We start from the raw sequence: 26,085 nt of genomic DNA, 5'->3' as shown, positions 1-26,085 counted from the left end.
ATGCCTCAAGGCGTACGACTACGCTACTTGAGCGCTTTCGGCAGCCAGGTCACCATCTCCGGGAATGCAACGACGATGGCAAGCGCCACCAGATTGGCGAGCAAAAACGGCGTGATGCCTCTGAAAATGGTCGCGAGCGGAATATCCTTTCGCAACCCGTGCATGACGAACACATTGATCCCGACCGGCGGCGTGATCATGCCGATTTCGATCAGCATGACATTGACGATACCCCACCACACCAGATCGTAGCCGAGACCCGCCACCAGCGGCGCTACGAACGGCAGCGTCAGCACCATGCCGGATAAGGCGTCGAACACGCAGCCGAGCACGATATACATCACGATCAGCACGAAGATGACCGCGATCGGCGGGATGCCCAAGGCTTTGACCCATTCCACCATCGCCTCGGGCATATGCGACAGCGTGATGAAATAGCCGAAGATGTTGGCGCCGATCAGAATGAGATAGAGCAGCGCGATCGAGCCCGCCTGCTCGCGCAGGGTTTTCCAGAATGTCTCGCCCGTCAGCAGCCGGCGCCCGACAGCGAAGGCCAACGCCAGCACCAGCCCGATCGCGGCCCCTTCGTTGACGGTGAAGACTCCGGTATAGATGCCGCCCATCACCACCACGATGACAAAGATCGCGCCCCAGGTCTTTCGCGTGATGGCTATCCGCTCGCCGAAATTCATCCGCGGCGACAGCGGCGCCATCTGCGGCTGGAAATAGAGCTGAATGCGAATTGCGGCGATAAACAGTAGCACCGACAGGATGCTTGGCAGGATCGCGCCGATGAATAAATCGATGATGAACTGCTCGACTTGCACCGCATAGATCACCATGATCACCGATGGCGGCACCAGCGAGCCGAGCGTGCCGCCGGCGGCAAGCGAGCCGGTGCACAGCGCAAGGCTATAACCGCGCCGCTCCATTTCCGGCATGGCGATCCGCGCCATCGTCGCGGTGGTGGCGATCGAGGAGCCGCAGATCGCGCCGAAACCGCCGCAGCCGATGATCGTCGCCATCGCGAGGCCACCGCGCATGTGTCCCATCCACGCATTGGCAAAGCGGTAAATGTCGGCGGAGAGATTGGCCGCTCCGGCGAAGCCGCCCATCAGCAGGAAAAACATGATGACGGCAAAGTCCTTGTTCATCAGGACGTTGACCGTCTCCGTTCCGAACAGGGAGATCATGCCGGAGAGATTGCCGGTGAGGATCAGGTAGCCGGCGGCGCCGGTCACCGCCATCGCGATAGCGATCGGAACCTGCAGGAAGATCACCGCGATCAGGCAAGCAAAGCCGATCAGACCGACTTCGATGGGACTCATGACAGCGGTTCCGTACCGGGCTTTGCGTCGCTGACTTCGCCATATTGATCGGCAAGCGCTACCGGCGAGAAGGCGCGCTGCGCCTGGGCGATGACGATCATCGCCTGCGCCGGCACGCAGAACGCGATGATCGCGCTGGTGGCGAACCACAATGGCCAGATCGGAATGCGGATCAGCCAGGTCGTTTGGCTGCTTTGATAGACTTCGCCGGCATAGACCGCGACCTGCCAGGCCATCAGGATGAACACGCCGAGGGTGAATACGTGTCCGAGCAGATCCAGTATCTCGCGCAGCCGCCAGTTCATCCTGCCCAGAAAGCGCACGGAGACGTGATGGCGTTCGATCAGCGAGATCGGCAGACAGGAGGCGGCAGCGAAAACCACGATCAGGTCGGCGATATCGCTGAAGCCATTGATCGGCGTGCTGAACATCTCGCGACCGGCGATGTCCAGCAGCGTCACGATTGCGAGCACGGTCAGGGCCAGGAGCCCGGTGGCCGCGATGATGGCACCGAGGCGCGCCATCCGATCAGTCAGCCCGGCGATCACGCGGAGGCTCCCGTGTTGTCGTCAGGATGGCGACGCGTCACGAGCCCTTGCGGACGTTGGCCAAGGCCTGCAGCAGTTCCTGATAGAGGTTCACGCCGTTGACCGTCTTGTCCCACGGATCCTTGATCGATGCGGTCTTTGCCTTGAGCGCGGCAATGTCGGCGTCGCTCCAGGTGATCAGCTTCTGCTTGGGCTCGCTGGCAAGCCTTTCGAAGGTCCCGCGCACCTGCTTGTCGAGATTGCTGGCCAGCAGCTTGGAGAACCAGACGCCACCGAACTTGTCGAGCGCGGCCTTGGCCTTGGGCGGCAGCGAGTCATATTTCGCCTTGTTGATCGGGAACATGACCGCGATGTTGCCGAGCTGGACATTAGTAACATGGAATGCCGCGGCGTCGGTGATGCGGAAGTTGAACAGGTTGCCGCCGTCCATCAAGGTCGCGTCGAGAACGCCGCGCGAAATGTTTTCGGCAATGGCCGGCGCCGGCATGCCGCCGATCGGCACCGCACCCATCGCCTTGATGGTGTCGCCGAAGATCGGTCCGCCGGCTCGGATCTTCAGGCCCGAAGCGCTGGCAAGGGTTGGAACATCCTTGCGGGAATGCAGCGTATATGGGCCGACCTCGGCGATGCCGAGCAGCACGAGGTTGTCGAAGCCGCTGAGTAGTTTCTTCTGATACAGTGCCCAAGCGGTCAGAGACGCTTCTTCAGTAGTGTTGAACAGGAACGGCAGCTCGAACATGTCGAGCTCCTTGAAGCGGCCGGGAGTGTAGGAGGCGACTACTTCGGCGACATCGAGCACGCCGTCCTCGACGAGCTTGAGCTGAGTCGCTGGGTTCGAGCCCAGCGTGCCACCGGGATAGTGTTCGATCTTGAGCGCGCCTTCGGATGCCGCTTCGACTTCCTTGATGAAGGCCGGGACCGAAACCGAATTGGTAATGCTCTTTGGAGAGACAAAACTGCCGAATTTCAGGACGACCGGAGCGCCCTGCGCACGGAGTTGGACAGGTGATAGCACGAGCGACATTGCTAATGCAGACAGAAGTGCAATTTTTCGGTTCACGGCGGTTTACTCCTGCGGACCCGACACAGCGAGCCAACATCTTCCGTGCTGGGTCCGAGCTTAAAAAATAACGTTGGCCGAAGGCAGAGATAATAAATGACGAACCGCGCGACAGGCCGCTGCGGCTGGCCTACGTTCCCCGCGGCTCGGTCGCACAGATCGAGGCGGGGAGCGTCGTTTGGACGTGATTAATTCTATTAATGGCGCAAGGGCGATCAAGGCGGATCTGTTAGACTAGAGGTATTACGCGCACTTCTGAAAAGCGGTGCTTGATAGGCAGCGCGCAAAACGAAGTCCGATTCCAAGCAATCCAAAGTGCTGGGGATGCCGCGGGCATCAGAGATCGATTTGTTCGGAGTTAGTCAGTTTTGATTCCGGCACCTTTTATAATTGGCCACCATTTTTCGATCTCGTCGGCTTGGAACCGTGCAAGATACTCCGTTGTCTGCTGCTCAACTGGATATGGCTCTTGGCCAACTTCAGCAAGCCGCTTCTGGACAGCCGGATCCGCTAATGCAATCATAACGGCCTTGTTCAAAACGGACACAATATCTTTGTCAGTTCCTTTGGGAGCAAAGAGTGCGGTCCAAGTCGAAATGTAGAAGCCGGCAAGGCCTGCCTCATCCACGGTCGGAATATCTGGCGCGGCCTTGATGCGTTGGGGTGACGTTACGGCATAGGCGCGAATGTTTCCGCTCTTCACGTGTGGTAGAGAAGTGGCAGGAGTGTCGAACATCAAGTCGACGTTGCCGGCGACGAGATCCTGCATCGCCGGCGCCAGACCTCGATAGGGGATGAATCGGAATTTGGTGCCCGTTTTGGTGTGAAAGAAGGCGCCCGCAACATGGCCGACGCTGCCGACGCCGGAGGTGCCTTGGCTCGCTTTGTCCGGATTTTGCTTCAGCCACGAGACAAGGTCCTGCAACGAGTTGGCCGGCAATTGCTTGCTCGATACGATCAGGAGCGGGTTCGACGATATCAAGCCGACTGGTGTGAAATCGTCTTTTACGTCGTAAGAAAGCTGATAGATGGCGCCATTGGCGACATGCGTCCCCCAGATTCCCGTGATCAGGGTGTATCCGTCGGGTGCAGCCTTTGCGACCCGGCCGGCCGCCAGGCTTCCGGCGGCTCCTCCGACATTCTCGATGACGATCGGCTGCCCAAGAGTGTCCTTCATCTTCTCGGCGACGATCCGGGTCGTGGTGTCGATCGGGCCGCCTGCGGCGAACGGAACGACGATTGTGATCGGGCGGTTTGGGAACGGCTGTGCCGATGCCGCGGTGAATCCCGCGAGCAACATGCCCATCGCAACAGTCAATCGCTTCATTGCGCATCCTCCTTGATTGCCGGCGTAAGGTTCAGGAATTCGGACATGCGTGCGCCTGGATAGAATGTTTGCTGGAATGAGGGGCGTGCTTTCGTGCGCTCATACCATGCGGTAACGTGAGGAAAGGTCTTTTCCCAGATCGAGCTCATTCCGAGGTCGGCCATGCGATCGATGAGCGGCGCCACAATAACGTCTGCCAACGTATATTGCCTGCCGAGCAACCAAGGCCCTTTCTCGAGCGCGGCGTTCATGCGCGTGCAAGTATTACTCATTTGCTCGAGCGAGGCCTGGACGTCCTCCTTTTTGAAGCCGTTCGGCCCCATGCGGCGATAGAATTGCTTGCGGATCGGCCGCACATCGGATTCTGCGCCTTCAAATGTCTTTCGGTCCATTCCCTCGTATCGTGGCAGGAACCCCATGTTGAAGGAAGGAACGCGCACGGCCGCCGTTGGCACCTCCTCGAGAAATCGCATCCATGCGCGCATACGGGCCCGCCCAACGGGGTCGGGTGGGGAGAGCGGCACATCGGGGTATTTCTCTTCGAGATATTCGCAGATCACACTCGAATCGATGATGATCTGGCTGTCATCGATCAGGGTTGGCACGACGCCGTTCGGATTGATTTTAAGATACTCAGGACGCAGATGCTCCTTGGCCTTTCCGATATCAAGCTTGATATCCTCGAACTTCAGGCCTTTCTCGGCAAGGCAGATGCGGACTTTCTGGCTGCATGTCGAATGGGCGGCGTTGTAGAGCGTGAGCATCTTCATAGTTCCTGTTGTGCAACGATAGAGTATTGTCGCCGCTGGCCGGTGCCGTCGGGCAGATTTGCGGTTCAGCGTTGGAACAGGCGGCCGAGTTCGGCGTGCGTCGTCATCCAGCTAACCGCGCTCTGCTGCACGAGCCTGATGGCCTGTTTGAAAGCGATCGCTCCGGCGGGACGGCCGAAGACGTGTGCGTGTGCAGTCAAATCAATGCAGGCGAACGGACTGCGGATCTCGGACCACCCATCAAGCAGCGCCTGCAATGTCCGCACGAAGGCGTCAGGCGAATGTCCGTACCGGATGCAAAGCGGGAAATCGTTCACCTCCATCGTAAATGGAACGGCGGTGATGGGGCCGGACTTTGTGTCGATCCGGTACGGAAGGTCGCGGTCGAAGGCGTCGGCAATCCATGAGAAGCCTTCAAGCGCGAGCAACTCGGGTGTATTCTGGCTTGGCGTCGCGCGTGGACTGATCCACCCCTCCGGGCGGCTTCCAGTCGATGTTTGCAAGGCTTGGATGCAACGTTTCAAGTCGGCGTGTTCTTCTTCGCGGGTCTGATAGGCGGGGATGATGTGCTGAGACCAGGAATGCGCCGCAACGGTATGGCCGGACTTCGCTATCGCTTGCATCAGTGCCGGATGCCGCTCGGCGAGCACACCGCTGACATAGAAAACGGCATGCGTCTTAGTATCTTCGAGCACGTCGAGGAGCCGCCATGCTCCGGTACGTGCACCGTATTCGGCCCAGGATTTGGCCTGCGTATCGAAGACGCCAGCGCGCAGCGGATTGCCCATCGGACCGATGCCGGGCGCAGCGTCGTCCGTCCACCCTTCCAGCATGATACTGACGGAAACGCCGATTGGCCGGGTTTTAGGCCACTCGGATGGCAGATTCGGCCCTTGTGGCTCCATCGTGTTTGCTCCCTAAACCATTTGTTTTATCCATTTGGATAAATCAAACAGGAGAGGCTAGGCTGTTGTCAATGGAAAAGACCATGGGGACCAAGGTGGCGCTCAAGAAGGAGTTGCGGGCCGATTTGACGGAGGGCGGCACGCCGCAGCGAATTTTGTACAGCGCCATCGAATTGTTCGCCGACAAAGGCTTCGATCAGGTTACGGTTCGCGACATCGCTGAACAGGCCCGCGTTAATCACGCCGCGATCAGTTATTACTTTGGTACCAAGGAGCAATTGATCAAACACGCGATCGCCACGGTGATCGCGCCGCTGAATGAGCAGCGGATTTCGGCGCTGAACGCGGTGACGAAGAACTCAAGCAAGCGCAAGCTGAAGCTCGAAGACGTAGTGCGGGCGATGATCGAGCCCACAGTCGCCGCGTGCATGGAAGGCACAGGGGTGCAGCGCCACTATGCGCGAATGCTGATCCTCGCTTTCGCACTTCGTCAGCCGTTCGTCGAGGAAGTCGTGTCCGAGCAAACCGACGAGGTTGCGTCGCAATTCGTGAACGCGCTCGCGGAAGCCGTTCCTGGATGCGACCGCGCAGACATGTACTGGGGCTTCGATTTTATGGTCGGTTCGATGCTCCACATCCTTCTCGATACCTCGCGAAACCATCGGCTGCGCCGGATTTCCGGGGGACTGTGCGATACATCGAGCGTGCACGACATTACCGAGCAACTCGTCAGCTTCGTTGTGGCCGGATTTCGTGCAAAATCAAAAAAGTGATCTGGCGGCGCAACTATTGAATCTCTTTGAAATATTGTTTCCCACGGAGGAAAGCTCCACGGAACAATAGACATTCTGCCTACACGCCTAGGATTTCATTTTTTCATAATCCAGTTTTGCACGCAATTCAGGACACCCGCTGCATTCCACAAGGCGCGTTAAGAGAGGTGCTATAGGCCTACGCCATGTTGGCAGCTCCGGCCTCCATGCGGCAAGTGATGAGTCTGATGCGTTCCTTTACGGCATACAGTCCGTCCAGAGCGGGAAGGTAACTTTCACCAGGAACGGCGAAGACCGTGTCAACGCTGTGGAGCAACAACTGATCGACAAAAAGACGCCCGCCTTCCCGCATGTTCGAGGGGGCCGGCATGCCTCGGTTCCGTAGCTCGAGAGGGAATGTCAAATGTCGATGACCTGGTCGACATAGCCCTTGTAGACCTGGGACTTCGGTTTCTCGCGGTCCTCAGGATTCACGTACGCAATCGAACTGCGCCCGAGGATATCTGCCGGCAGCACCATGACTCTGATGAACCGGCTCGGACGCTCGGCGGCCGCCTGTGCGAATACCGGATCGGGCCCAGTCTCGAACCAGGCTGCTCCCGGCCCATAGCTAGCCGAATGGCCCAAGGCATCTATTCTGATCCCGCCCTCGATGAGACAGCGGATGCCGGGTCCCTGGTGCTTGTGCAGATAGGCACAGCCGCCTGGCGGGAAGGACACGCTGTCAGCACGGATCAAAACTCGGTCGGCGATGGGCCACGCAATCGTCTGTCGCAGCTTCTCCCGTGTGACACCGGCATGCGACGCAAGAGTTGCGATCGGGACATTCGCCGCTGCGAACTCGTAGCGCCAGACAGTCGCGCCGCTTGCAGCCGCCTTCAACTCCGCCGCGCCGGAAAGGCAGATGGCTTGATCGTCCCGAAGTTTGGCTCCGTCGGCAGCGATCTCGCCATGGACCACGTAGCAGATGCGGTGCGCGCCATCGTCCGGAAACAACAAGCGTCCGTTCGCCGCCACCACATCCTCGACCAATCTCAGTTCCATTCTGGGAGAAGTCATGCCGTAACCTCCTGATCGAGTTAATTCTATTGGATGCCATCATTCGTCGGTCGGGACCATACCCGCGCGCCTCCGTCGGCGCTTACCGCTGGTCCGACAACTTACCTTTTTGTCCGATGTAGTGGATGATGCCGCCAAAGCTGGCCCATGAGAGCGAGCACAGAGGAAAGATGGTCGGCGTTATTGGCGTTCATCAGGGCTTGTTCGGCCGCGTGACGCTTTTCCGCACAAACCAGCCGGTCCACGTCCGCGCCACCCGCATGTCCATGCCCGCATCAAAGTGGAAGGAAAGGACGGCGCTTACGATGTGAATGGCTTGCTCTGCCCGATTACTGACGACCAGATGGTGCTGATCAACCCTTGGTTACCTCACGCCAACTGGCGGAATGAGAACGATCCTCCGATCACCATCCTCGCGCTCTATCTCACCGTCTCTGGACGGTTACGTCGACTGATCAGATTTGAGCTCTTGACCGTCGGCTGGGCCGAACAATCGATCTGATGAGGACTGACCGCGGCGCCGAATAAGCGCTCTCAAATTAGAAAGGCATGTGGCTATATTAACGGGCGCGCGATGACACGGGCCTGTGCGCCATCCGAGCCGGCGATTGGGATGCCGAGAAACATCGCCTCGACCCGCTGATTGGCGAGCGGGCGCAGATTGGTCAGATGCTCCGCGATCAGAACGCCTTGTGACAGCAGGATCTCATGCACCGGCCAGGTGAAGCCCTTCGGCCGCTTATGCGACGTCAGGTCCGGCGTGCTGCAATCGATGCCAAGCAGCTTGATCTGATGCGCAACCAGCCATTCCGCCGCCTCCGGCGTCAGCGAGGCATGGTCTTCATATATCTCGGTATTGATATGCTGCGCCCAGCCGGTATCGAGCAGCAGCATGTCGCCCGGCTGCAGCTTGGGACTCGCCGCTTCGAAATCCTCCGGCGTGATCAAGCCGAACGGGCCTTTCTCGATCCGCCAGATCACCGCCGGACCATACAGCCGGTCGAGCGGAATCTCATCAAACGATGGCGCATCATTCAAAAAGTGGCGCGGCGCATCGACATGCGTGCCGTGATGGCAGACCATCTGGAATTCGGTGACGTTGGCATTGTCCTTCGGCATCTTGACGATCTGCCGGATCACGGGCTTCGGAAAAGCCGGCGAGCGTGACAGATCCTCGGTGATGACATGCGTCAGATCGGTCCATGCGCCGCGCCCTTGCTCAGGCTTTCGTGCCGGCAACGGAATCCATCCCTTCCAGCCCGGGCGGATATGTTCGGGGCAATCACACATGGGAGGTCCTTTCGGCACTTGCGATGGTTTTGGAAGTCGACATGGCAGGCTCGTGCCGGTCGATGAAATTCAGCACGGCTTCCGCCGCGCGGTCGGGCGCTGTCGCTGCGACATGAAACGAGTCATTGGGGATCACCAGCAATTCCGATTTCGCGATCGTCGATTGCCAGGCGATGGTTGATGCGACGCCCGTCAGGTTCTGCGCCGGATTATTCGGATCGCCGGTAATCACCACCAGCGTCGGGCAGGCGATCTGCGGCAACAGCGGCCGCACATCGATCTGTGGCAGGACGCGCAGAAAGCCCGCTTGCGTCGAGGCGGGTGTCGTCTCCATCATCTTCGCCCACCATTCATGTGCTTCGGGCGGCAACGCGGTGCCAAGGCGATTGCCCATGGTGCGCCGCGCCCAATGGCCGACGCCATGCCGATCGATCTCATCCGGCGAATAGCCGGCTTCTGTTGCGCTGGCGGTGACGACCGGCGTGCCCAGCACCGACAGGCTGCGCAACGCCTTTGGCCGCCGGCTCGCAAAATGCAGCGCCATGGTGCCGCCGACTTTCGCGGAGACGAGATGAAAACGCTCGATCTGCAACTGGCTCGTCAGCGACAGCAAATCATCGCCGATGCGTTCGAACGGCCAGTCATAATCGCGCGGCATCGGCGACGATTGACCGAAACCGCGAATGTCGAACCGCAGCACGCGATAGCGCCGCGCCAGATGCGGAATCCAGGCAAACCAGGCATCGCTTGTTTCGGCGACGCCATGCATCAACACGATCCAGGGCGCATCGGCCCATGGATCGGTGAAGTCATCGATTCGATACCAGGTCAGAAGATCGGAGGCTGTCCGGATGACGGGCATGTGTGCGGCGCTTTGCTTCTGCGTTCTCAATCCAGCGAGATGTTGAGATCCTTGATCAGCTTGTGCCAGCGCGTCGTTTCTGCATTCAGCACACCCGCGAATTGCTCGGCGGTGCCGCCGACCGGCTCCTGGCCGATCTCGAACAGGCGCTTCTGGATCGTCGGTTCGGCCACCGCTTCCTGAACCGCCGTCTGCAACTTGGCGACGACAGTGTCGGGCGTGCCGGCCGGCACGACGACGCCAGCAAAAGCCTCGGCATAGATGCCCTTGAAGCCCAGCTCATCGAAGGTCGGAATGTCCGGCAGTTGCGGCATGCGTTTGGGATTGGCCACCGCCAGCGCGCGCACCTTGCCCGATGCAATCATGCCGGAGCCGCTGGAAAAATCGGTCATGCACATCGGCACTTGTCCGGCCGCAACATCCTGAATGCTGAGTGCGCCGCCGCGATAGGGCACATGGATCATGTCGAGCCCGACGGTCGCTTTCACCAGCTCCATCGCCATCGCATGTGGACTGCCGGGGCCAGCGGAGGCGTAGCTGATCTTGCCGGGCTGCGACTTCACCGATGCGACCAGCTCCTTGACGCTGGAGGCTTTCGTCGATGGCCCGACCACAAGAATGGTCGGCGAGCGCGCCAGCATCGATACGGGGCGAAACTCCTTCGGATCGTAAGCCAGCTTTTTGTAGAGCGCGGGATTGTAAACCATCGTGCCGTTATCTGCGGAGAAGATGGTGTAGCCGTCCGGCGCCGATCGCGCGACTTCGGCTGCGGCCACCGCCGAGGCAGCACCCGGCTTGTTTTCGATCACGATCGGCTGGCCGAGTCGCTTCGACATTTCCGGCGCGATCATGCGCGCCAGCGTGTCGGAACCGCCGCCTGCAGCATAAGGAATGATCCAGCGGATAGGTCGATTGGGATAATCCTGTGCCGCAGCGGGAAGTGCTGCGGCGGCAACGAGCATCAACGCAAGCAAGCGAATGACTGCGCGCATTCTTCATCCTCCCTAATCTTTCCGTTAATCGGAAAGTTATTCCGTTATGTGATTGAGGCTAGGGGATGCGCCGAACTTGCGCAAGCGGAACGGTGCGTGAGCGGGGCAGGGGTGCAAGCTTGTGCGCCCGGTAATGCGAGCAAGCGCAGCAGGCGCAGCCCAACTTGCAAGAGTGAGCGAACCAGCTGGTCTGCGCGGCGCGATCAGTCCGCGCTGTTCCGATAAATGCGATAGGCGAGTCCGAGATCGAGCGCGGTCAAACCCTGGATCACCGCGTAAACGGTTTCGGAAGGGGCCGCTCGACCCTGCCATCGGCCGGCCGCGACCTCGCCGATTGAGACGATGGTGCCTCTGATGTCGCTTTCGGCAACCGCGCCGGCTTTGACGAAGCTGGCGAGATCGCCCTGATAGAGCGCGTAATCGAGATCATCGACGAAGCGATGCGTGGCTGCCTGAAAGGTCTGCGGCGAAAATTCCTGCACGCCGCCCATCGACAGCACAAGCGCACCCGGCTTGATCCAGGACGGATCGACCAGCGGCGCGCTGGCCGTGGTGATGGTGGCGATGATATCGGCGCCGCGCACCGCGTCTTCGATGCTGGGCGCAATGGCGATGTCGCAAGCCTTGCTGCCGACGGCAGAGACCAGACGCTCCGCCGATTGCGCTGTTCGCGACGCCACGAGGATCGATGAGGGATTGCAGAGTTCGGCAAAGCCGCGCGCCATATGGGTTGCGATCTTGCCGGCGCCGATCAAAGCAATGCGCGGATTGGGATTGGGCGACAGCCAGCGCGCCACGACTGCACCGGAGATGCCGGTGCGGAAGGTGTAGAGCCAGCTTTCCTCCAGCAGCAGGATCGGCGAGCCGGTTTCCAGATCCCACAGGATCAGCCGCGGATCGCGCAGCGAGCTCAAGCGCGCGCCGGCAATGCCGAGATCCTGCAATACTGCGCCTTTCACCTGGATGCGATGCGGCGGCCCGGCTATGCGCATCGCCGAGGGCGACGATGCCACCACATGGCCGGCGGCAAGGCCGGCATAGACCTGTGCGATGACGGAGGCGGCCTCGGCGATCGACAAGGCGTCGATGGTCTTTGCCGCCGTAATCATGCGCATGGGAAAGGTCTTTCGCGTCAGCCAGAGATTAGACAAGAATCTTGCCGCCGCGCGTCAGCGTCTGGCCATCGACCGAAATTTCCGGCTTGCTGATGACGCCTTCGAGACGCAGCTTGGCGTGGCAGGTGCCGCCCAGCGCCACCGTATCACCCATGCCGATATGCGAGGTTGCATACATCTTCTTGTCGGTGCGCATCACGCCGGTCGGCGTCACTTTCGGATTGAGGCCGATCGAAATTTCCGCCGGGCAATTGAAGCTGGCGGCGTCGCCATGCTTTTCCAGAATCTCGCGCCAGATCGCCGCTTCACGACCGCCCTCGATCTTGGTCACCATGCCATCGACAACGGTGAGCTTCATATGCTCCTTGATCGAACCGACCGAATGCGCGGTGAGGTCGAACACCACGACGCCATTCCCGGTGCCTTCGACCGGACAGACATGCGCTTCACCATCGGGGAAGGCGCAGCCGGCGCCGCCATCGGGCTTCAGCTGAACCGGGATGCCGGCGATCGAACGGCCGGGCCGGCCCGTGATGCTGGCGGTGAGGTTGGTGCCGTTCGGACAGGTGACGTGGCAGGTGTCGCCCTCGGTGAAGACCTTGGCAATGCGCAGACCAAGTTCGTTGATCGCCCCATAATCCGCGCCGGCCGGGCCATCCGGCGACAGCATCGCCGGCGTCAGCTCTTCCATCAGCAGATGCTGCTTTCCGTTTTCGATCAGATCTTCGGTGATGGTGGCATGCGCCATCGCGGTCGAGGTCAGATAGACGACGAGGTCGAGATCGGGATCGAGCGCGGCGCGATGGATCGGGCTCGTTGGATTGGACGAATGCGTCGCGCGCGGCTCCATGATGCCGACATTGGCTTCCATGCCGAGATCCTTGGCCGCCTTGGACAGGCCCTGCCACAGCACCGGATCGATCTTGGTATCGGTAATGATGAAGATTTTCGCCCCGGCCTTGGTGTTGAGCTTCAGCGGGGTCTGCATCACCTTGGCGATGTCTTCGACATTGTACGACATATTGTTGTTCTCCTTGGGAAGATGATGCGCGGCTTCGGCGCGTATTTATCGGAAGGCGACCGCGCGCTGCAGGGATGCGCGGGTGTCCTGGTCGGGCAGCCAGGCGCGCACCTCGGCGATATCAGCGGCCTGTTGCAGGATCGGAAACGGTTTGCTGAAGGCGCGTTCGAAGATCGCCGTGACGCTCTGGAATTTCGCGATCACGTCGGCGCGCGACGGCGGATCGTCCGGCGAGCCGGGAATGGCGTGGCGGGTGAAGCTGTCGCGCGTGGCGCCGTCGCTGCCGATCACATCGAGCGTGACATGGCCAAATTCGATATCGCCGCCGCTGTCCTGCGCCGCATTCTGGATGACGTCGATCCGCTCCATACAGGCTTTGACATCGCCGCGCGATGCCACCGCCGCATCGGTGAAGTGATCGAGCGTCGGCAGACCGTCGAGCAGCGATACGGCGATGCTGTAGGGCGCGGAGAATTTGGCTTCGAGGCCGGTGCGCGGGCGATCGTAGCGCAACACATCGATGCTGCCTTTCGGCACGGTGATGCGAACGCGCAGGCGCTCGTCGCAGAAAGCATTGCCAAGCTTGGCGCGGGCATCGAGGGCGATGCCGATCAGCCGATGCGTGCCGTAGCAGCAGGGATAGAGCTTGAGCGCAACCTTGTCGGCGCGCAGGCGATAGGCCTCGTCGGAAGGCTCCTCAAGGCCATCGGGCGTGCCGTAGAGTTCGGCATAGCCGCCGGGGCCGAAAATATCGGCGGCGGCGGTGAAGCCTGCGCGCGTCAACAGCGCCGCGCGTACGCCGGCGGACGCGGCGAAGCCGGCATGGGCGGGCTTCGTCATCGTGCCGAAATTGACTTTCAGTCCAGCTGATTGCGAAGCGACGATTGAAAACATCGTCGCCAGCTGCTTCTCGTCGAAGCGCCGCAGGCGCCCCGCTGCTGCCGCTGCTGCAAACGCGCCGATGGTGCCGGTGCCGTGCCAGCCCTTGTGATAATGGCCTAGCCCGACCCGCGCCGCGACCGCCTGCGCCGCGATCAATCCGGCGCTGAAGGCAGCGATGATTTCATCGGGCGCGTGACCCCGGCCGCTGCGCAGGATGGCGGGAAGAATGACGGTGCTCGGATGGATCGCGCTTTCGAGATAGACATCGTCGAAATCGAGCGCATGCGCGGCGATCGCATCGATCATCACCGCCGCTTCCTCGCTCTCACAAACGGCGCCGGACCAGGTGACGGCGCCCTGTCCGCGATAGGCTTCGAGCGTCAGCCGCGTCACGGGTTCTGCGAAACCGGCGGCGGCGACACCGAGCGTATCTGCGATGGCGCGGCCGATCAGCGCCCGCATCGCCACATCGCCACCATCGCAGCGGCGAATGGCGGTGCAAAGACGTTCGGTGAACACAGACGGCATCTGTTCGCGGCTCCGAAATGATCAACGAGGCTCAGCACGTGGAAGCGTTTGCGGCTCGTTGCCCCTGTGGTAACAAGTCAGGACTTTCCATTCAACAGGATAAGATTCCGTTTACCGGAAAAAATGAAAAACAGCTGGAGAGCTTCATGAACTTCGATTTTTCGGGTTGCGTCGCGATCGTCACCGGCGGCGCGGGCGGCATCGGAACGGCCACCGTCGATCGGCTGCTCAAGAGCGGCGCGAAGGTGGCTGCTTTCGATCGCGATCAGACGCGGCTCGAGCAGCTCAAGGCCGGGAAGGGCGATGAGCTTTCGATTCATCAGGTCGATGTGTCGAACCTCGATCAGATCGAGCAGGCGGTCGCGGCCGTCGAGAAAGCGTTCGGCCGCATCGATATGCTGATCAGCGTTGCTGGCGGCGGGACCCCGACGACCATCGACAGCGCCAGTGCCGACGACTGGAATCGCGTCGTGGGGCTTAATCTCAGCGGACCGTTCTACGGCATCAAGGCGGTCGCGCCGGCAATGCGGCGCGTTGGCGGCGGCAGCATCGTGACGGTTGGTTCGCTGGCGGCTTTCCAGATGTCGTTCAACAATGGCGTAAGCTACACTGCCGCGAAATCCGGTGTGCTCGGTCTCACCCGTCACGCCGCATTCGAGTTGGCGCGCGACAATATCCGTGTCAACGCGGTGCTGCCGGGGCCGATCATGACGCCGCAGATGGATGCGAAGATCGACGCGAAAAGCCGCGCCGACGTGCCGCGCCGTGTTCCGATGGGCCGCTGGCTGTCGCCGGAGGAAGTAGCCGCCCCGATTCTGTTCTTCTGTTCCGATGCCGCGCGCGCCTGTACCGGCACGCACGTGATCGTGGACGGAGGTCTGCATGTCGGTGCGCAATACGATACCGAAACCTATTTCGCGAAACGCAAGTCCTCGTGAAACGCGCCTAGCATTGACAGCGAGCCTCCTCAATTCGGCTTCTTGTCGGCCGGTATCGCTTCGGCCAGCAATTCCTTATTGCTCTTGATTTCGTCCACGATCAGCTTCCTGAACTCCGCCGAGGACATCGGCATCAACTCGGCCGCCATTTTGTTGAAGCGATCCTTCACTTCTGGCGACTCTAATGCCTTAGCCGCCGCATCATGAATCTTCTGCACCAGCTCCGGCGGCATACCCTTGGGCCCAAGCAGACCGACCCAAGCGCCCAGGCGCATGTTGAGGCCGGACTCGGCAATGGTCGGAACGTCGGGGATCAGCGACGAACGCTTGCTGCTGGTGGATGCGATCGCGATCAGCTGCTTGGCATCCATGAACGAGCGACCGGAGACGAGCGGCGCGATTACAAAGTCTACGCGGCCGCCAGCGGTATCGGCGATTGCTTCCGGCGCGCCGCGATAGGGCACATGCGTCAGCTTGATTTTGGCGGCAGCGCGCAGACGCTCCACTTCGAGATGTGAGGCGCTGGCAACGCCGCTCGAGCCGAACATTACTTCGCCGGGCGCCTTGCGCGCCTTTTCGATAAGTTCGTTGAGCGTGCGAATGCCCTTGCTCGGCGAGACCATGACGACCGCCGGCAGCGCGGCAAGCGGAATGATCGGCGTCAGATCATTCTCGGTATCGTAGCTGAGCGTCGGTTGAATCGCGGGCAGGGCGGCTATCGCCGACGAGGTGACGAGCAGGCGGTAGCCGTCTGGCGCAGAGTTTGCGACCACGGCAGCGCCGATCGAGCCACCAGCGCCGGGGCGGTTCTCCACCACGATCGTCTGCTTCAGCGTGTCCTTCATCGCGTCGGCGACCGTTCGCGCGATGAGGTCGGTGCCACTGCCCGGCGTGATGTTGACGATGATGTTGATCGGCCGGTTCGGATAATCGGATTGCGCAGATGCGGTCAATGGTGCGGCGAGCAGGCTCGCGGCCAGAGCGAAGAGACGCAGTGTCATCGGAGGCTCCATTTTCTCACGTTCATGTTTGATCAGATGTGATTGCAGCGCCCGTCCGGCCGCGGACTTCGACGCCGGCGCGCTTTTCGAAGAATTTGACCATCTCGCTCAGGTCGGCGCTCTCGCCGATGTCGTCGGTGATGCGCTGCCAAAGCGCGGCAATGGAGTGGCCGATCGAGTCGGAGCGATGGCCGGTGTCCGTCAGTTCCAGAAACAACGCGAGATCCTTGTTGCCGAGCCCGAGTGGTCCGCCAAAGTTGAAGGTGCGGGGCAGGATCGCCTTCGGAAATTTGTCCGCCGTCGCGGAATTGCGGCCAGTGCCGGCGTTGATGGTCTCTAGCAGTTGTTCGGCGTCGATCCCGGCCTTTACGCCGGCAACGATCGCCTCGCATGCGATCATCATGCCGCTGAGCGACAGCATGTTGTTGATCACCTTCGCGATCTGACCCTGACCGGCGTGGTCGCCAACAACAATGAGACGCCCGGCAATACAATTCAGAATGGGAGTCGCCGCATCGCGCGCTGCCGGCGCCCCGGACAGAATTCCCGTCAATCGTCCTTCGCGCGCCCAGCTTGGGCCACCGGTGACCGGCATGTCGAGCATCGCAATGCCGCGTGGCTCCAGCATGGCTTCGATCGTCTTGATAGTTCGCTGTCCGATGGTCGAGGTCTCGATATAGACTTCGGCTGCGCCGCTTTCGGCAATCTCAGTGGCGACGGCGCAGCTGGCATCCTGTGACGGCAGAGAGGCGAGAATGACAGAAGCTTCGCGCGCAACCGCCCGCACGCTCTGCGCTGGCCGTGCGCCGTGTGCAGCCAGCACCGCAACCTTCGCCGGATCGATATCGTGGATCAGGACATCGAAGCCGCCATCGATGAGCCGCTGCGCCATTGCGCTGCCCATATGACCACATCCGATGAAGCCGACCGGTTTCGTCACCATCAGCGCTGGCTCGCAATCACTGAAACGATGTCAGTCGAATTTCAGGTTCAGGTCACGGATGACAGACAGCCAGGTGTCGCGCTGCCCGCCAATCATCGTCTCGACCTCCTTCGCGTTGGCGAGGGTGATTTCGTAGCCGCGCTTCAGGAATTCGTTCTGGATGTCCTGGTCCTTCACGACCGATTGCAGATCGCCGCTGAGCTTTTGCACGGTGGCGGGCGGCGTGCCGGCGGGAGCGGCAAGGAAAAAGCGGATGGTGCCGGAGACATCGCCGAAGCCGGCTTCCTTAACCGTCGGCACGTCGGGCAGCATTTTGGTGCGCTTGTCGCTGATGACGGCGAGCGCGCGCAGCTGGCCTTCCTGAATGAGCGTCAGCACAGAGCTGAGGCTGAGCGATCCGAAATCCAGAACGCCGGCGAGCAGATCGGCCGTCGCCGTGGCCGAGCCTTTATAAGGCACATGGGTCAGCTGCGTCTTGTTGAGCCGCGCCAGCTTCTCGGTGGCAAGATGTTGCGGCGCGCCGACGCCGGCCGAGGCGAAATTCAGCGGCTTCTTCTTGCCGGCTTCAATGAGATCGCCGATCGTCTTGAGCGGCGAATTGCGATTGACGACGACGACAGCGGGCGACTCGGCGACGCCGCCGATATAGGAAAAGTCCTTGAACGGATCATAGGGCAGGCTTGAGAACACGGTCGGATAGATGCCGACGATCGTGCCCTGCACGAGCAGCGTGTATCCATCCGGCGTCGATTTCGCCACCACGCCGCTGCCGATATTGCCGCTGGCGCCCGGGCGATTGTCGATGACGACCGGCTGGCCAAGCCGCGCGGCGTATTTATCCTGGATAATCCGCATCAGGATGTCTGTGCCACCGCCCGCGGGGAAGGGCACGACGACGCGGATAGGCTGCGACGGGAAAGTTTGAGCTGAGGCCGCCGGCACGCCAATGGCAGCGAGCGCGATCAGGCCGAACACAAGACGCAAGTTCATCGTGGCACCCATCTCGGATTTTTCCTCTCCAGCTTGTTATCGTCGGCTGACTTGACGCAGCCTTCAGTCCTTACCCCATTGACTACGGCAATTCCGTTAAATGATCAATTTTTCCGTTTATCGGAAAATTCATTGAACGTGCGGTCGTTTTGTGTTGGTAATAGCGCATCGCGAAATGAGCGCAGCTCGGGGTCTGAACACCGCAATGAAGGACAATCTCAAGACAGCCGGTGCACCGGCGACAAGCGCATCGGAAATGTCCGGGGCTGGAACCGTCACGCGCGTTGTGAAATTGCTGGCGTGTCTCGCCGAGGCCGACGGTGATGTTTCGATCAAGTGGCTGTGCCAGTCACTCAATCTGCCGGCAAGCACCGTGCACCGCCTTCTTGGCCTTCTCATTAAGGAGGGCGTTGTCGAACGCGCGCCATCACGCGCGATGTATGGTCCTGGACCGGAATTCATGCGCATCGGTTCGCTGGTGGCCGCGAAGGTGCAGATCGTCGACCTAGCGCGGCCGATCATGCGCGCATTGGTTGAGGAAAGTGACGAGACATGCGTGTTGCTGCGTTACATCCCGGCTTCGCGCAAGGTTATGGCATTGTATGCGGAATATTCGTCGCATCCACTGCGCTATCAGATCGATATGTATCAGCCGCATTCACTTCTTTGGGGTGCCACCGGACGTGCGGTGCTGGCCTTTCTGACCGAGCCGGAAATCGAAGCGGCGCTGAAGGACAATGACCGCTCTCCAGTATCTGGAGACAAATTGCCGCCGAAAGCCATGTTCATGAAGGAATTGCGCGATATCCGAGAACGCGGTTATGCGCTCACGCATGGGCAGAAGATCGAAGGTGCGGTGGGACTGGCCGCTCCGCTGTTTAATTCGGAACGTCGTGCGATCGGATGCCTCAGCATCACCGTGCCCAAGGCGCGCTTTAGCCAGAAGGGTCACGCAAAGCTTTCCGGGCTCTTGCTGGCGAGTGCAGCTAAACTGAACCGTGGGCTGGGATTTTCAGAGTCTACGATAAAGGGGTGATGATACCAGCTCCGCGGCGTTCCACGTCAGTGTGTCGCAATTGCAAAGACGGTGCCGAACCGGTCGCTGATCACCTTGTTGGAAAAGCTCTCGGCCGCATGCCTGGCTACAACGAAATCTCCTGCTCGCGAAACACACCCCTGTCCGAGCGAGAGAACCGCCGCCGGCGATCAACCGGCCGTTCCGGCTGCTAGTGAAAGTCTACATTGTGGTCGGGATCCGCGGTCGGTGTCGGTGGCCAAGGGCTACAGCCAGTGCGGCGCCCTATGAAGACGAGCGCCACAACTGTCCAGAACCGCATCTCTTCGCTTTTGCCGTTAGGCCGTAGACATCTTGTGAATTAGACGATAACGTCGATAATTAAACATATCAGACGAAAGGTTTGGGGGATGGCTCGGGAAGCGACGGCCGGCTTTCGCAACGCAAGTTGGACCATGACGGGCCTGCCAGCCGATGTGATGGTCACGGTGCATCCGTTGCAGACGCAGGATGGGGCGGCCGTCAATGGATTTTTATATGCGAAGCAATCTGCCGACACCGTGCTGTGCATCATGCATCCTCGCGAATTTCTGGCGACGCACTATCTGGTGCCCGATCTTGTGTCGGCCGGTTACGCCGTATTCACGCAGACGGCACGGTCTGTTGGAAATGACATGCGACTCGAGCACGAGATTGCGCTACTCGACGTCGCAGCCGGCCTGAATTTTCTAAAAGACGCTGGATTCAAGCGGATCATCCTCATCGGCAATTCGGGCGGGGCGAGTCTGTATGCGTTCTACAATCAGCAATCGTTGAAAGATTCAGCCAGCCGCTTCGACAAGACGCCGGGCGGAAGGCCGACCGGCCTTGGCGAAGCCACGATGCCTGTTGCCGATGGCGTCGTGTTCGTCTCGCCACATCCGGGCCAAGGCCAAATACTGCTCAAGTGTATCGATCCGTCAGTCACCGATGAGCATGATGCGTTGTCCGTGGACCCTTCGCTCGATTTTCTCAATCCGGCGAACGGGTTCCAAGAGGGACCGGACGGTTCGAAATACACTGCCGACTTCATTCAACGCTTCCGCCAAGCGCAATCCGAGCGGGTCACGCGGCTCGATGCTATCGCTCGCAATATGATCAGCGAGCGTCTGTCTGCGCGCAAACGTGCCAAGGAGAGCGGTTCTGTCTCCGATCGCCGCAAGGGCGCACACACGTCGGTCATGACCATCTGGCGCACCGATGCGGACCTGCGCTGCTGGGACCGTTCGATCGATCCGTCCGATCGGAAGCTGGGCTCCGTCTGGGGCAAGGATCCGTTTGCAACGAATTATGGCGCGGTGGGATTTTCCCGTTTCTGCACGCCCGAAGCCTGGTTGTCGACCTGGTCCGGGCATTCGTCGCGGGCCAATCTGTTCGAGACGGCAAAGGCCGTCGAACAGCCCTGTCTGCTCATCGATTATACGGGCGACAACACAGTCTTTCCCGCTGATTGCGCCGCCATTTTCGAAACTATCGCGTCGTCAGACAAAGTCCGCCAGCGCTTCCGTGGCGACCATCACGGGCGCGCACTGGAAAAAGGCGAAGAACCCGGCCGCACTGCCGCTGCGAAGACCATTGTAGAGTGGGTGAGGGAAAAATTCGGCTGAGATGCGAGCGTCAACTGCCGGCGCTCAGACGCCGAGCACCGGCTCGTTGGTCGGCGCAAGCCTGATCGCGTCGGATGTGAATGACGTGATCTTGCCGTCAAGGCCGGCCGTGAGGCAGCCGAACCAGACGGCTTCGCCAAGGCCTGTTGTATCGCGTTTGATCTCGATCTCGCCGTCAAACTCGATGTAGCGATAGCCAGCAATGACCGGATGCACGCGGCAGCGCTCGTGCTGCTCCGCCGCATGCACGAGTGGAGCGAATTCCGGAACATCCAGAACGTAGAAGCCGCTCATGACGCGGCTGCCGGAGCGGCTTCCTGCTGACGCTTCTGCACGAAGTCAGCCTTGGCGCGCCAGAGCTGCTCGATGTTGGTCCAGCGGCCGCTGTCTTCCAGTGCGAGTGCAGCATCGATGGTCATCGTCGCATCGACCGCATCGAGCTGCTCCATGTCGCGCAGCGAGCGGGTGATTTCCAATGGATAGAAATTCGGATCGCGGAAATAGATCGATTCAAGGATCTCGTGCTTGACGAACCGGCTAACCCGAACACCCTTGTTTTCAAGGCGCTTCTGCCAGGCCAGCAATTCATCTTCCGTTTCGACGCGCCAGGCCGTGTGGTTGGCCATCGCCATGTAACCCTTTGGAACCACCAGTTCGGGCGGTTGCTGCGTGCCGATATAGTAGAAAAAAGCGATGCAGCTCTCGTTGCCGCTCTCGAAGAAGAAATGAATGAAATCGGCGTGCTGTTCCTTCTCGCGACCCCATCCCTTGGCGGTGATGGCGTGCACCAGCGGAAGGCCGAGGATGTCGCGATAAAATTCCACCGTTTCGCGCAGTTTCCAGGTGGGGCGCGCGGTGTGGTCGACGCCGTGCAGCGACAAACGTCCAGAGAGAGACGGGGCGAGAGCGGTCATCGCAAAATCCTCCATCTAGCCTCTTGTGGGGCTTCAGATTGTGGAGTATCGATCAATTTGACGCGTATGTCAATTGACTGACATAGATGCCGAAAAATGGCGTCAGGGTGCTCCCCGGTCGATCAGCCCCAGAATGCCCCGGATCTCGGCGGTCAAACTGCGGATATCGTTCGACGCCGCATCGGCTGGACGGGCCCGCCGCACACTGTGCATGGCCAGATCGGCAATCCGGTCGGCAACGGTCGCGGCCGTCAGTTCACCGTCGGGCACGAACCACCAGGCTGTCCAGTTACACATACCGATAATGGCGAAAGCGGTGACTCGGCTATCGACGGCGCGCGCTTCGCCTCCGGCCACTGCCTCGTCGATCAATCGCATCATGCCGCCGAGCACGCGCCGCTTCGCCTCGCGATGACGCGCCAGGATTGGCGGTGGCAGCTCGTTCTCGCTCCGGTCAATGGCAATGAAGTGCAGCCGACGTTCCGTGACCCACATGACGAGATCGTGGGCGGCGACGCCGATCTTCTCGATCGGGGTCAGATCGCTGCGCTTCTCGACGTTGTCCAGAATTCGGGCGGCGGAGACGGTGACGCCGGTCAGCAGTTCTTCAAGCAGCGCATCCTTGCTGGGAAAATAGTAGTAGATCGCTGAGCGGCTCAAGCCGACGGCGTCGGCCACGTCCTTGAGGCTCGTGCCGGCAAAGCCGCGCTGGGCGAACAAGCCGACTGCCCGATCCAGAACCTCGGAGGAAAGAACATCCTTCCGCACGCCCGATTTGCGGCCTGGTTCCTGCGCTCCGCCGCGCGTGGCTTTCACCGCGACGGTCTTGACTGAAGGCTTCTTGCGCGGCGCTGAGGGCATATCGACTTTTCCGATCAAACGGTCAGCATACGTTCGACGTTTTCCCGTTCGGCCGCAAGCTGTTCTCCGGTGCCTCTCCATGAGGTCCGGCCACGTTCCAGTACGTAGCAGAAGTCTGCGATTCGGCTGAGCGCGCGCAGGTTCTTGTCGACAACGAGCAGGGCTAGACCTTCCGTCTTCAAACGATGGAGCGTCTGCCAGATCTGATGGCGCACCAGCGGCGCAAGGCCTTCGGTCGCCTCGTCCAGGATCAGCAGCTTAGGATTGGTCATGAGCGCGCGGGAAATCGCGATCATTTGCTGCTCGCCGCCCGAGGTTTGCCAGGCCGGCCGCTCCAGCATCTTGCCGAGTTGCGGGAACAGGTCGAGTGCGCGCTGCATGGTCCAGCCGCCGGACGAACCGCGCGCAAGAACCTCGAGATTCTCCCGAACCGACAGGCTCTGGAACAACTGGCGCCCCTCCGGAACGAGGCCGACGCCGAGCCGCGCAATTTGATGAGAGGGCATACCGACCAATGTTTGCCCTGCGAAATGGATAGTGCCGGCGCGATGCGTCAATGCACCCATGATTGCGCGGATGGTGGACGTCTTTCCCATGCCGTTCCGCCCGCACAGAGCGACCACCTGGCCTTGCTCTATGCGAAGGTCGACGTCGAACAGCACGTCGATCGCGCCGTAGCCGCCGGCCAGCGATTTCACATCAAGCAGCGGCTCAGGCATCGTCATCGGCTCCCAGATAGGAGAGGCGCACCTGCGGATCGTTGCGGATATCTGCTGGTCGCCCGGACGCGATGACCTTGCCATGAGCAAGAACGGTGACCGTGTCGGCGAGCGAGAATACCGCATCCATATCATGCTCGACCATGACGATCGCGGCTCCGCCCTTCAGCGTCTTGAGCAATGTGGACATCCGCAGGGATTCGTCGCGCCCAAGTCCGGCCATCGGTTCGTCGAGCAGCAGCAGGCGCGGCTGTCCTGCGAGAGCAGTTGCGATCTCAACCAGCCGCCGGTCGCCATGGGACAGAAGTTCGGTTTGTGCGTAGCGTTTTTCGGCGATGCCGACGGCGGCGAGCGCAGCGTCCGTTTGCGCCCCGAGATCGCCAAGTTTGTGCACATGCGTCCACATGCCGAAGGTGTGGCGCCTGCGGCCGAGAACACCGATGGCGGGATTGTCCGCGGCGGCGAAGCTGGGAAAGATTTTTGGAACCTGAAACGTGCGGCCGATGCCGAGCCGGGCTCGATCCTGCACCGGCAGGGACGTGATGTCGGTGCCGTCGAACGTGATGGTGCCGGTATTCGCGATGAGCTGACCCCCGATCTGATTCAGCAGTGTGGTCTTGCCGGCCCCATTCGGCCCGATGATGGCGTGTAATTCGCCCGGCATGACGTCGATCGAGATGTCATCGCTTACAAGCAGGCCGCCGAGGCGCTTGCAAACGCCGCGTGTGGTGAGGAGCGGTGCGGTCACGTTGTCACCAGCCGGCGCAGCGTAACGAGAAGGCCATCCCGGATCAGAAGTACGCGGGCAATCACCGCGATGCCGACATACATCGCCCAGAAGTCCGTGTAGTGCGAGATGACCTCGACCAGCGCGAGGAAGATGGCGGCGCCAACCACGGCGCCGTAAAGCGTCCCGGCCATGCCGAGAATGACCATCACCAGCAATTCGGCAGACAGGTGCCAGCTCAAGACGGAGGAGGGCGCGATATAAAGCGTCAGATTGGCGGAGAGCACGCCGGCGAGGCCCGCGATTGCGCCAGATATGGTGAAGGCTGCAAGGCGTAGCCAATAATTTTCGATGCCGGAAGCAGCAGATCGTATGGCATCGTCACGCGCCGCTTGCAGCGTATAGCCGAATGCAGAGAATGACGCGCGGCGCGCGAACAGCAGTACTGCAACAAGAACAAAGGCGCACAGAAGAAAGAAGGTGCGCGGATTATCGAGCGGGATCCCGCCGATCGTGGAGCGCGACGGGAGGCGAAAGCCGTCAGCACCGCCGAGGCCGGGGACCGCATTCGCGCCGTAATAGAACATCTGCGCGAAGGCGAGCGTAATCATGATGAAATAGACGCCGGTGGTACGCAGCGCTAGCGCGCCGATAACAAGCGCCGCAAGCATTGCAGCGCCGACGGCGACAGGCCATACGATCAGACCTTCCATATGGCCGCTCAACGCGAGCGCGCCCGTCACATAGGCGCCGAGGCCAAAAAAGGCTGCATGTCCGAGGCTCACAAGACCGGCATAGCCCAGCACGATATCGACGGCCACGGCAGCAAGCCCCATGATCGCGATGCGGCTTGCAAAGCGCAGTGTCGTTTGATCTCCAAACGCGGCAAGTGCCGCGATTGCAGCTGCCGCGATGCAGACAAGGCCAATGCGTATGGGAAGCGGCACTTTTATCATCGCGGCCTCCCGAAAATTCCGAACGGACGCCAGATCAACGTCGCAGCCATCAGAAGATAGATTGCCATGTTGGCAAGCGCGAAGCCGGTCGTGCTGCCCAAAGCTAGCGGCAGAAAGGTGCGACCGAAGACCTCGACAAAGGCCACGAGCAGAGCGCCCACGAGCGCGCCAATGATTGATCCGAGTCCGCCGATGATGACGACGACCAGTGACTGGATCAGCACTGTGTCTCCCATGCCGGAGGTTACGGCGATCAGCGGTGCGGTCATGATACCGGCAATGCCGGCCAGGATGGCGACGAGCGCGAACACGCCTGCGCCCAGCCGGTCGACGTTGGCGCCGAGCGCTTGAACCACAGTGCGGTTGTCGGCGCTGGCTCGGATCAATCCACCGGTGCGGGTGTGGGCGATCAGATACCAGATTGTGAGGCCGATGATGATGGCAACCGCCGTGATGACGAGCCGGTAGGCCGGATAGGCGATGTCGCCCAGCATGATGTGGCCGGACAGGGCATCAGGCAGAGGCACGTAAACCGGATCGCGTCCCCAGATCATCATGACGAGATCGTTGAAGATGAGAATGAGTCCGAAAGTCGCAAGCACCTCTTCGAGGTGATCGCGGAGATAGAGAGGCCGGATGATCACCCGCTCAATGACAACGGCGAGAACCGCGAGACCCGCGAGCGCGCCGATCCAGGCTACGACGCCGTTTTCGGTCTGCGCGATGATCCAGGCGTAGAAATAGGCGGCCAGCATGAAGAAGGAACCATGCGCCAGATTGATCACGCGCATGGTGCCGAAGGCCAGCGTCACGCCGACCGCCATCAGGAACAGCATCAGTCCCAGTTGCAGAGCGTTGAAGGATTGCTCTGCGAGGAAGGCAATCGACATGACGACAAGGTTCCGGCGGAGGCTG

Annotated in this window: 29 protein-coding genes; 5 read left to right on the top strand and 24 right to left on the bottom strand. The window is 60.7% G+C overall.

Annotated features, from left to right (window positions below):
- Positions 1-23 precede the first annotated feature (23 nt).
- The 6 genes from CAK95_RS01160 to CAK95_RS01135 all read right to left on the bottom strand — a co-directional run bounded on the left by CAK95_RS01160 (position 24) and on the right by CAK95_RS01135 (position 5,866).
- Positions 24-1,328, bottom strand: coding sequence for a TRAP transporter large permease (locus CAK95_RS01160; RefSeq protein WP_086086164.1), 1,305 nt, complete (start codon positions 1,326-1,328; stop codon positions 24-26).
- Complete coding sequence (locus tag CAK95_RS01155) at positions 1,325-1,876, bottom strand: TRAP transporter small permease (RefSeq protein ID WP_086086163.1); 552 nt, start codon at positions 1,874-1,876, stop codon at positions 1,325-1,327. The genes CAK95_RS01160 and CAK95_RS01155 overlap by 4 nt, the downstream gene beginning before the upstream one ends.
- A 37-nt stretch (positions 1,877-1,913) precedes the next feature.
- Positions 1,914-2,891 (bottom strand): TRAP transporter substrate-binding protein, encoded by a 978-nt coding sequence (locus tag CAK95_RS01150; protein ID WP_157699489.1) that lies wholly within the window; start codon positions 2,889-2,891, stop codon positions 1,914-1,916.
- Positions 2,892-3,294: 403 nt separating this feature from the next.
- Positions 3,295-4,236: a Bug family tripartite tricarboxylate transporter substrate binding protein gene (locus CAK95_RS01145; RefSeq protein WP_280949891.1), complete on the bottom strand. Its 942-nt coding sequence runs from the start codon at positions 4,234-4,236 to the stop codon at positions 3,295-3,297.
- A gap of 23 nt (positions 4,237-4,259) precedes the next feature.
- The gene (locus tag CAK95_RS01140; protein WP_183044328.1) at positions 4,260-5,027 is read right to left on the bottom strand and encodes a glutathione S-transferase family protein; all 768 of its coding nucleotides are present in this window, start codon (positions 5,025-5,027) and stop codon (positions 4,260-4,262) included.
- A gap of 71 nt (positions 5,028-5,098) precedes the next feature.
- Entirely contained in the window at positions 5,099-5,866 is a 768-nt protein-coding gene (locus CAK95_RS01135; RefSeq protein WP_157699488.1) for a polysaccharide deacetylase family protein, read from the bottom strand.
- A gap of 44 nt (positions 5,867-5,910) precedes the next feature.
- Between CAK95_RS01135 and CAK95_RS01130 the strand changes: the two genes are divergently transcribed.
- Positions 5,911-6,711: a TetR/AcrR family transcriptional regulator gene (locus CAK95_RS01130; protein ID WP_086086158.1), complete on the top strand. Its 801-nt coding sequence runs from the start codon at positions 5,911-5,913 to the stop codon at positions 6,709-6,711.
- 178 nt (positions 6,712-6,889) lie between these two features.
- Here the strand turns inward: CAK95_RS01130 and CAK95_RS01125 are convergent, their stop codons facing one another.
- Both CAK95_RS01125 and CAK95_RS01120 read right to left on the bottom strand, forming a co-directional pair.
- Positions 6,890-7,063, bottom strand: a complete 174-nt coding sequence (locus CAK95_RS01125) for a thiamine pyrophosphate-binding protein (RefSeq protein ID WP_245303928.1) — start codon at positions 7,061-7,063, stop codon at positions 6,890-6,892.
- A gap of 47 nt (positions 7,064-7,110) precedes the next feature.
- Positions 7,111-7,770 (bottom strand): cupin domain-containing protein, encoded by a 660-nt coding sequence (locus CAK95_RS01120; protein ID WP_147413709.1) that lies wholly within the window; start codon positions 7,768-7,770, stop codon positions 7,111-7,113.
- A gap of 307 nt (positions 7,771-8,077) precedes the next feature.
- On the opposite strand from CAK95_RS01120, the gene CAK95_RS01110 reads away from it, so the two are divergent.
- Entirely contained in the window at positions 8,078-8,272 is a 195-nt protein-coding gene (locus CAK95_RS01110) for a hypothetical protein (RefSeq protein WP_086086154.1), read from the top strand.
- A gap of 53 nt (positions 8,273-8,325) precedes the next feature.
- Here the strand turns inward: CAK95_RS01110 and CAK95_RS01105 are convergent, their stop codons facing one another.
- From CAK95_RS01105 to CAK95_RS01080, 6 genes are all read right to left on the bottom strand, one after another.
- Complete coding sequence (locus CAK95_RS01105; RefSeq protein ID WP_157699486.1) at positions 8,326-9,009, bottom strand: cyclase family protein; 684 nt, start codon at positions 9,007-9,009, stop codon at positions 8,326-8,328.
- A 43-nt stretch (positions 9,010-9,052) separates the two neighbouring features.
- Positions 9,053-9,922 carry an alpha/beta fold hydrolase gene (locus tag CAK95_RS01100; RefSeq protein WP_086086152.1) on the bottom strand — a complete coding sequence of 290 codons (870 nt, stop codon included), beginning with the start codon at positions 9,920-9,922 and terminating at the stop codon, positions 9,053-9,055.
- Between the two features lie 26 nt (positions 9,923-9,948).
- Positions 9,949-10,914 carry a Bug family tripartite tricarboxylate transporter substrate binding protein gene (locus CAK95_RS01095; RefSeq protein WP_086086151.1) on the bottom strand — a complete coding sequence of 322 codons (966 nt, stop codon included), beginning with the start codon at positions 10,912-10,914 and terminating at the stop codon, positions 9,949-9,951.
- Positions 10,915-11,117: 203 nt separating this feature from the next.
- Positions 11,118-12,029, bottom strand: a complete 912-nt coding sequence (locus CAK95_RS01090) for an ornithine cyclodeaminase family protein (protein ID WP_086086150.1) — start codon at positions 12,027-12,029, stop codon at positions 11,118-11,120.
- A gap of 28 nt (positions 12,030-12,057) precedes the next feature.
- A complete protein-coding gene (locus CAK95_RS01085; protein ID WP_086086149.1) occupies positions 12,058-13,050 on the bottom strand; it encodes an aminopeptidase in 993 nt (330 codons plus the stop codon).
- A gap of 45 nt (positions 13,051-13,095) precedes the next feature.
- A complete protein-coding gene (locus CAK95_RS01080; RefSeq protein ID WP_086086148.1) occupies positions 13,096-14,460 on the bottom strand; it encodes an MmgE/PrpD family protein in 1,365 nt (454 codons plus the stop codon).
- 146 nt (positions 14,461-14,606) lie between these two features.
- Between CAK95_RS01080 and CAK95_RS01075 the strand changes: the two genes are divergently transcribed.
- A complete protein-coding gene (locus CAK95_RS01075) occupies positions 14,607-15,398 on the top strand; it encodes an SDR family NAD(P)-dependent oxidoreductase (protein WP_157699485.1) in 792 nt (263 codons plus the stop codon).
- Between the two features lie 29 nt (positions 15,399-15,427).
- Here the strand turns inward: CAK95_RS01075 and CAK95_RS01070 are convergent, their stop codons facing one another.
- The 3 genes from CAK95_RS01070 to CAK95_RS01060 are packed head-to-tail and all read right to left on the bottom strand — an operon-like array spanning position 15,428 to position 18,344.
- The gene (locus CAK95_RS01070) at positions 15,428-16,399 is read right to left on the bottom strand and encodes a Bug family tripartite tricarboxylate transporter substrate binding protein (RefSeq protein ID WP_157699484.1); all 972 of its coding nucleotides are present in this window, start codon (positions 16,397-16,399) and stop codon (positions 15,428-15,430) included.
- Positions 16,400-16,421: 22 nt separating this feature from the next.
- Entirely contained in the window at positions 16,422-17,342 is a 921-nt protein-coding gene (locus CAK95_RS01065; protein WP_086086145.1) for an NAD(P)-dependent oxidoreductase, read from the bottom strand.
- A 30-nt stretch (positions 17,343-17,372) separates the two neighbouring features.
- The gene (locus CAK95_RS01060) at positions 17,373-18,344 is read right to left on the bottom strand and encodes a Bug family tripartite tricarboxylate transporter substrate binding protein (protein WP_086086144.1); all 972 of its coding nucleotides are present in this window, start codon (positions 18,342-18,344) and stop codon (positions 17,373-17,375) included.
- A gap of 163 nt (positions 18,345-18,507) precedes the next feature.
- Here CAK95_RS01060 and CAK95_RS01055 point away from each other — a divergent pair, with 163 nt between their 5' ends.
- Both CAK95_RS01055 and CAK95_RS01050 read left to right on the top strand, forming a co-directional pair.
- Positions 18,508-19,368 carry an IclR family transcriptional regulator gene (locus tag CAK95_RS01055; RefSeq protein ID WP_086086143.1) on the top strand — a complete coding sequence of 287 codons (861 nt, stop codon included), beginning with the start codon at positions 18,508-18,510 and terminating at the stop codon, positions 19,366-19,368.
- A gap of 434 nt (positions 19,369-19,802) precedes the next feature.
- The gene (locus CAK95_RS01050) at positions 19,803-20,993 is read left to right on the top strand and encodes an alpha/beta hydrolase family protein (protein WP_198343787.1); all 1,191 of its coding nucleotides are present in this window, start codon (positions 19,803-19,805) and stop codon (positions 20,991-20,993) included.
- Positions 20,994-21,017: 24 nt separating this feature from the next.
- Here the strand turns inward: CAK95_RS01050 and CAK95_RS29520 are convergent, their stop codons facing one another.
- The 7 genes from CAK95_RS29520 to CAK95_RS01020 form a co-directional block, all read right to left on the bottom strand.
- Positions 21,018-21,287 carry a hypothetical protein gene (locus CAK95_RS29520; RefSeq protein ID WP_198343786.1) on the bottom strand — a complete coding sequence of 90 codons (270 nt, stop codon included), beginning with the start codon at positions 21,285-21,287 and terminating at the stop codon, positions 21,018-21,020.
- Entirely contained in the window at positions 21,284-21,907 is a 624-nt protein-coding gene (locus CAK95_RS01045) for a VOC family protein (RefSeq protein ID WP_198343785.1), read from the bottom strand. The genes CAK95_RS29520 and CAK95_RS01045 overlap by 4 nt, the downstream gene beginning before the upstream one ends.
- A gap of 102 nt (positions 21,908-22,009) precedes the next feature.
- Positions 22,010-22,723, bottom strand: a complete 714-nt coding sequence (locus CAK95_RS01040) for a TetR/AcrR family transcriptional regulator (RefSeq protein ID WP_157699483.1) — start codon at positions 22,721-22,723, stop codon at positions 22,010-22,012.
- Between the two features lie 59 nt (positions 22,724-22,782).
- Complete coding sequence (locus CAK95_RS01035; RefSeq protein ID WP_086091118.1) at positions 22,783-23,487, bottom strand: ABC transporter ATP-binding protein; 705 nt, start codon at positions 23,485-23,487, stop codon at positions 22,783-22,785.
- A complete protein-coding gene (locus CAK95_RS01030) occupies positions 23,480-24,235 on the bottom strand; it encodes an ABC transporter ATP-binding protein (protein ID WP_245303577.1) in 756 nt (251 codons plus the stop codon). The genes CAK95_RS01035 and CAK95_RS01030 overlap by 8 nt, the downstream gene beginning before the upstream one ends.
- Positions 24,232-25,170, bottom strand: a complete 939-nt coding sequence (locus CAK95_RS01025) for a branched-chain amino acid ABC transporter permease (protein ID WP_086086141.1) — start codon at positions 25,168-25,170, stop codon at positions 24,232-24,234. Before CAK95_RS01025 ends, CAK95_RS01030 begins: the two co-directional genes overlap by 4 nt.
- Complete coding sequence (locus CAK95_RS01020) at positions 25,167-26,060, bottom strand: branched-chain amino acid ABC transporter permease (protein ID WP_086086140.1); 894 nt, start codon at positions 26,058-26,060, stop codon at positions 25,167-25,169. Before CAK95_RS01020 ends, CAK95_RS01025 begins: the two co-directional genes overlap by 4 nt.
- Positions 26,061-26,085: the final 25 nt, after the last annotated feature.

Source organism: Pseudorhodoplanes sinuspersici, assembly GCF_002119765.1.
Classification (GTDB): domain Bacteria; phylum Pseudomonadota; class Alphaproteobacteria; order Rhizobiales; family Xanthobacteraceae; genus Pseudorhodoplanes; species Pseudorhodoplanes sinuspersici.
The sequence above is the reverse complement of the archived record's forward strand: the minus strand, read 5'-3'. Positions and strand labels throughout refer to the sequence as shown.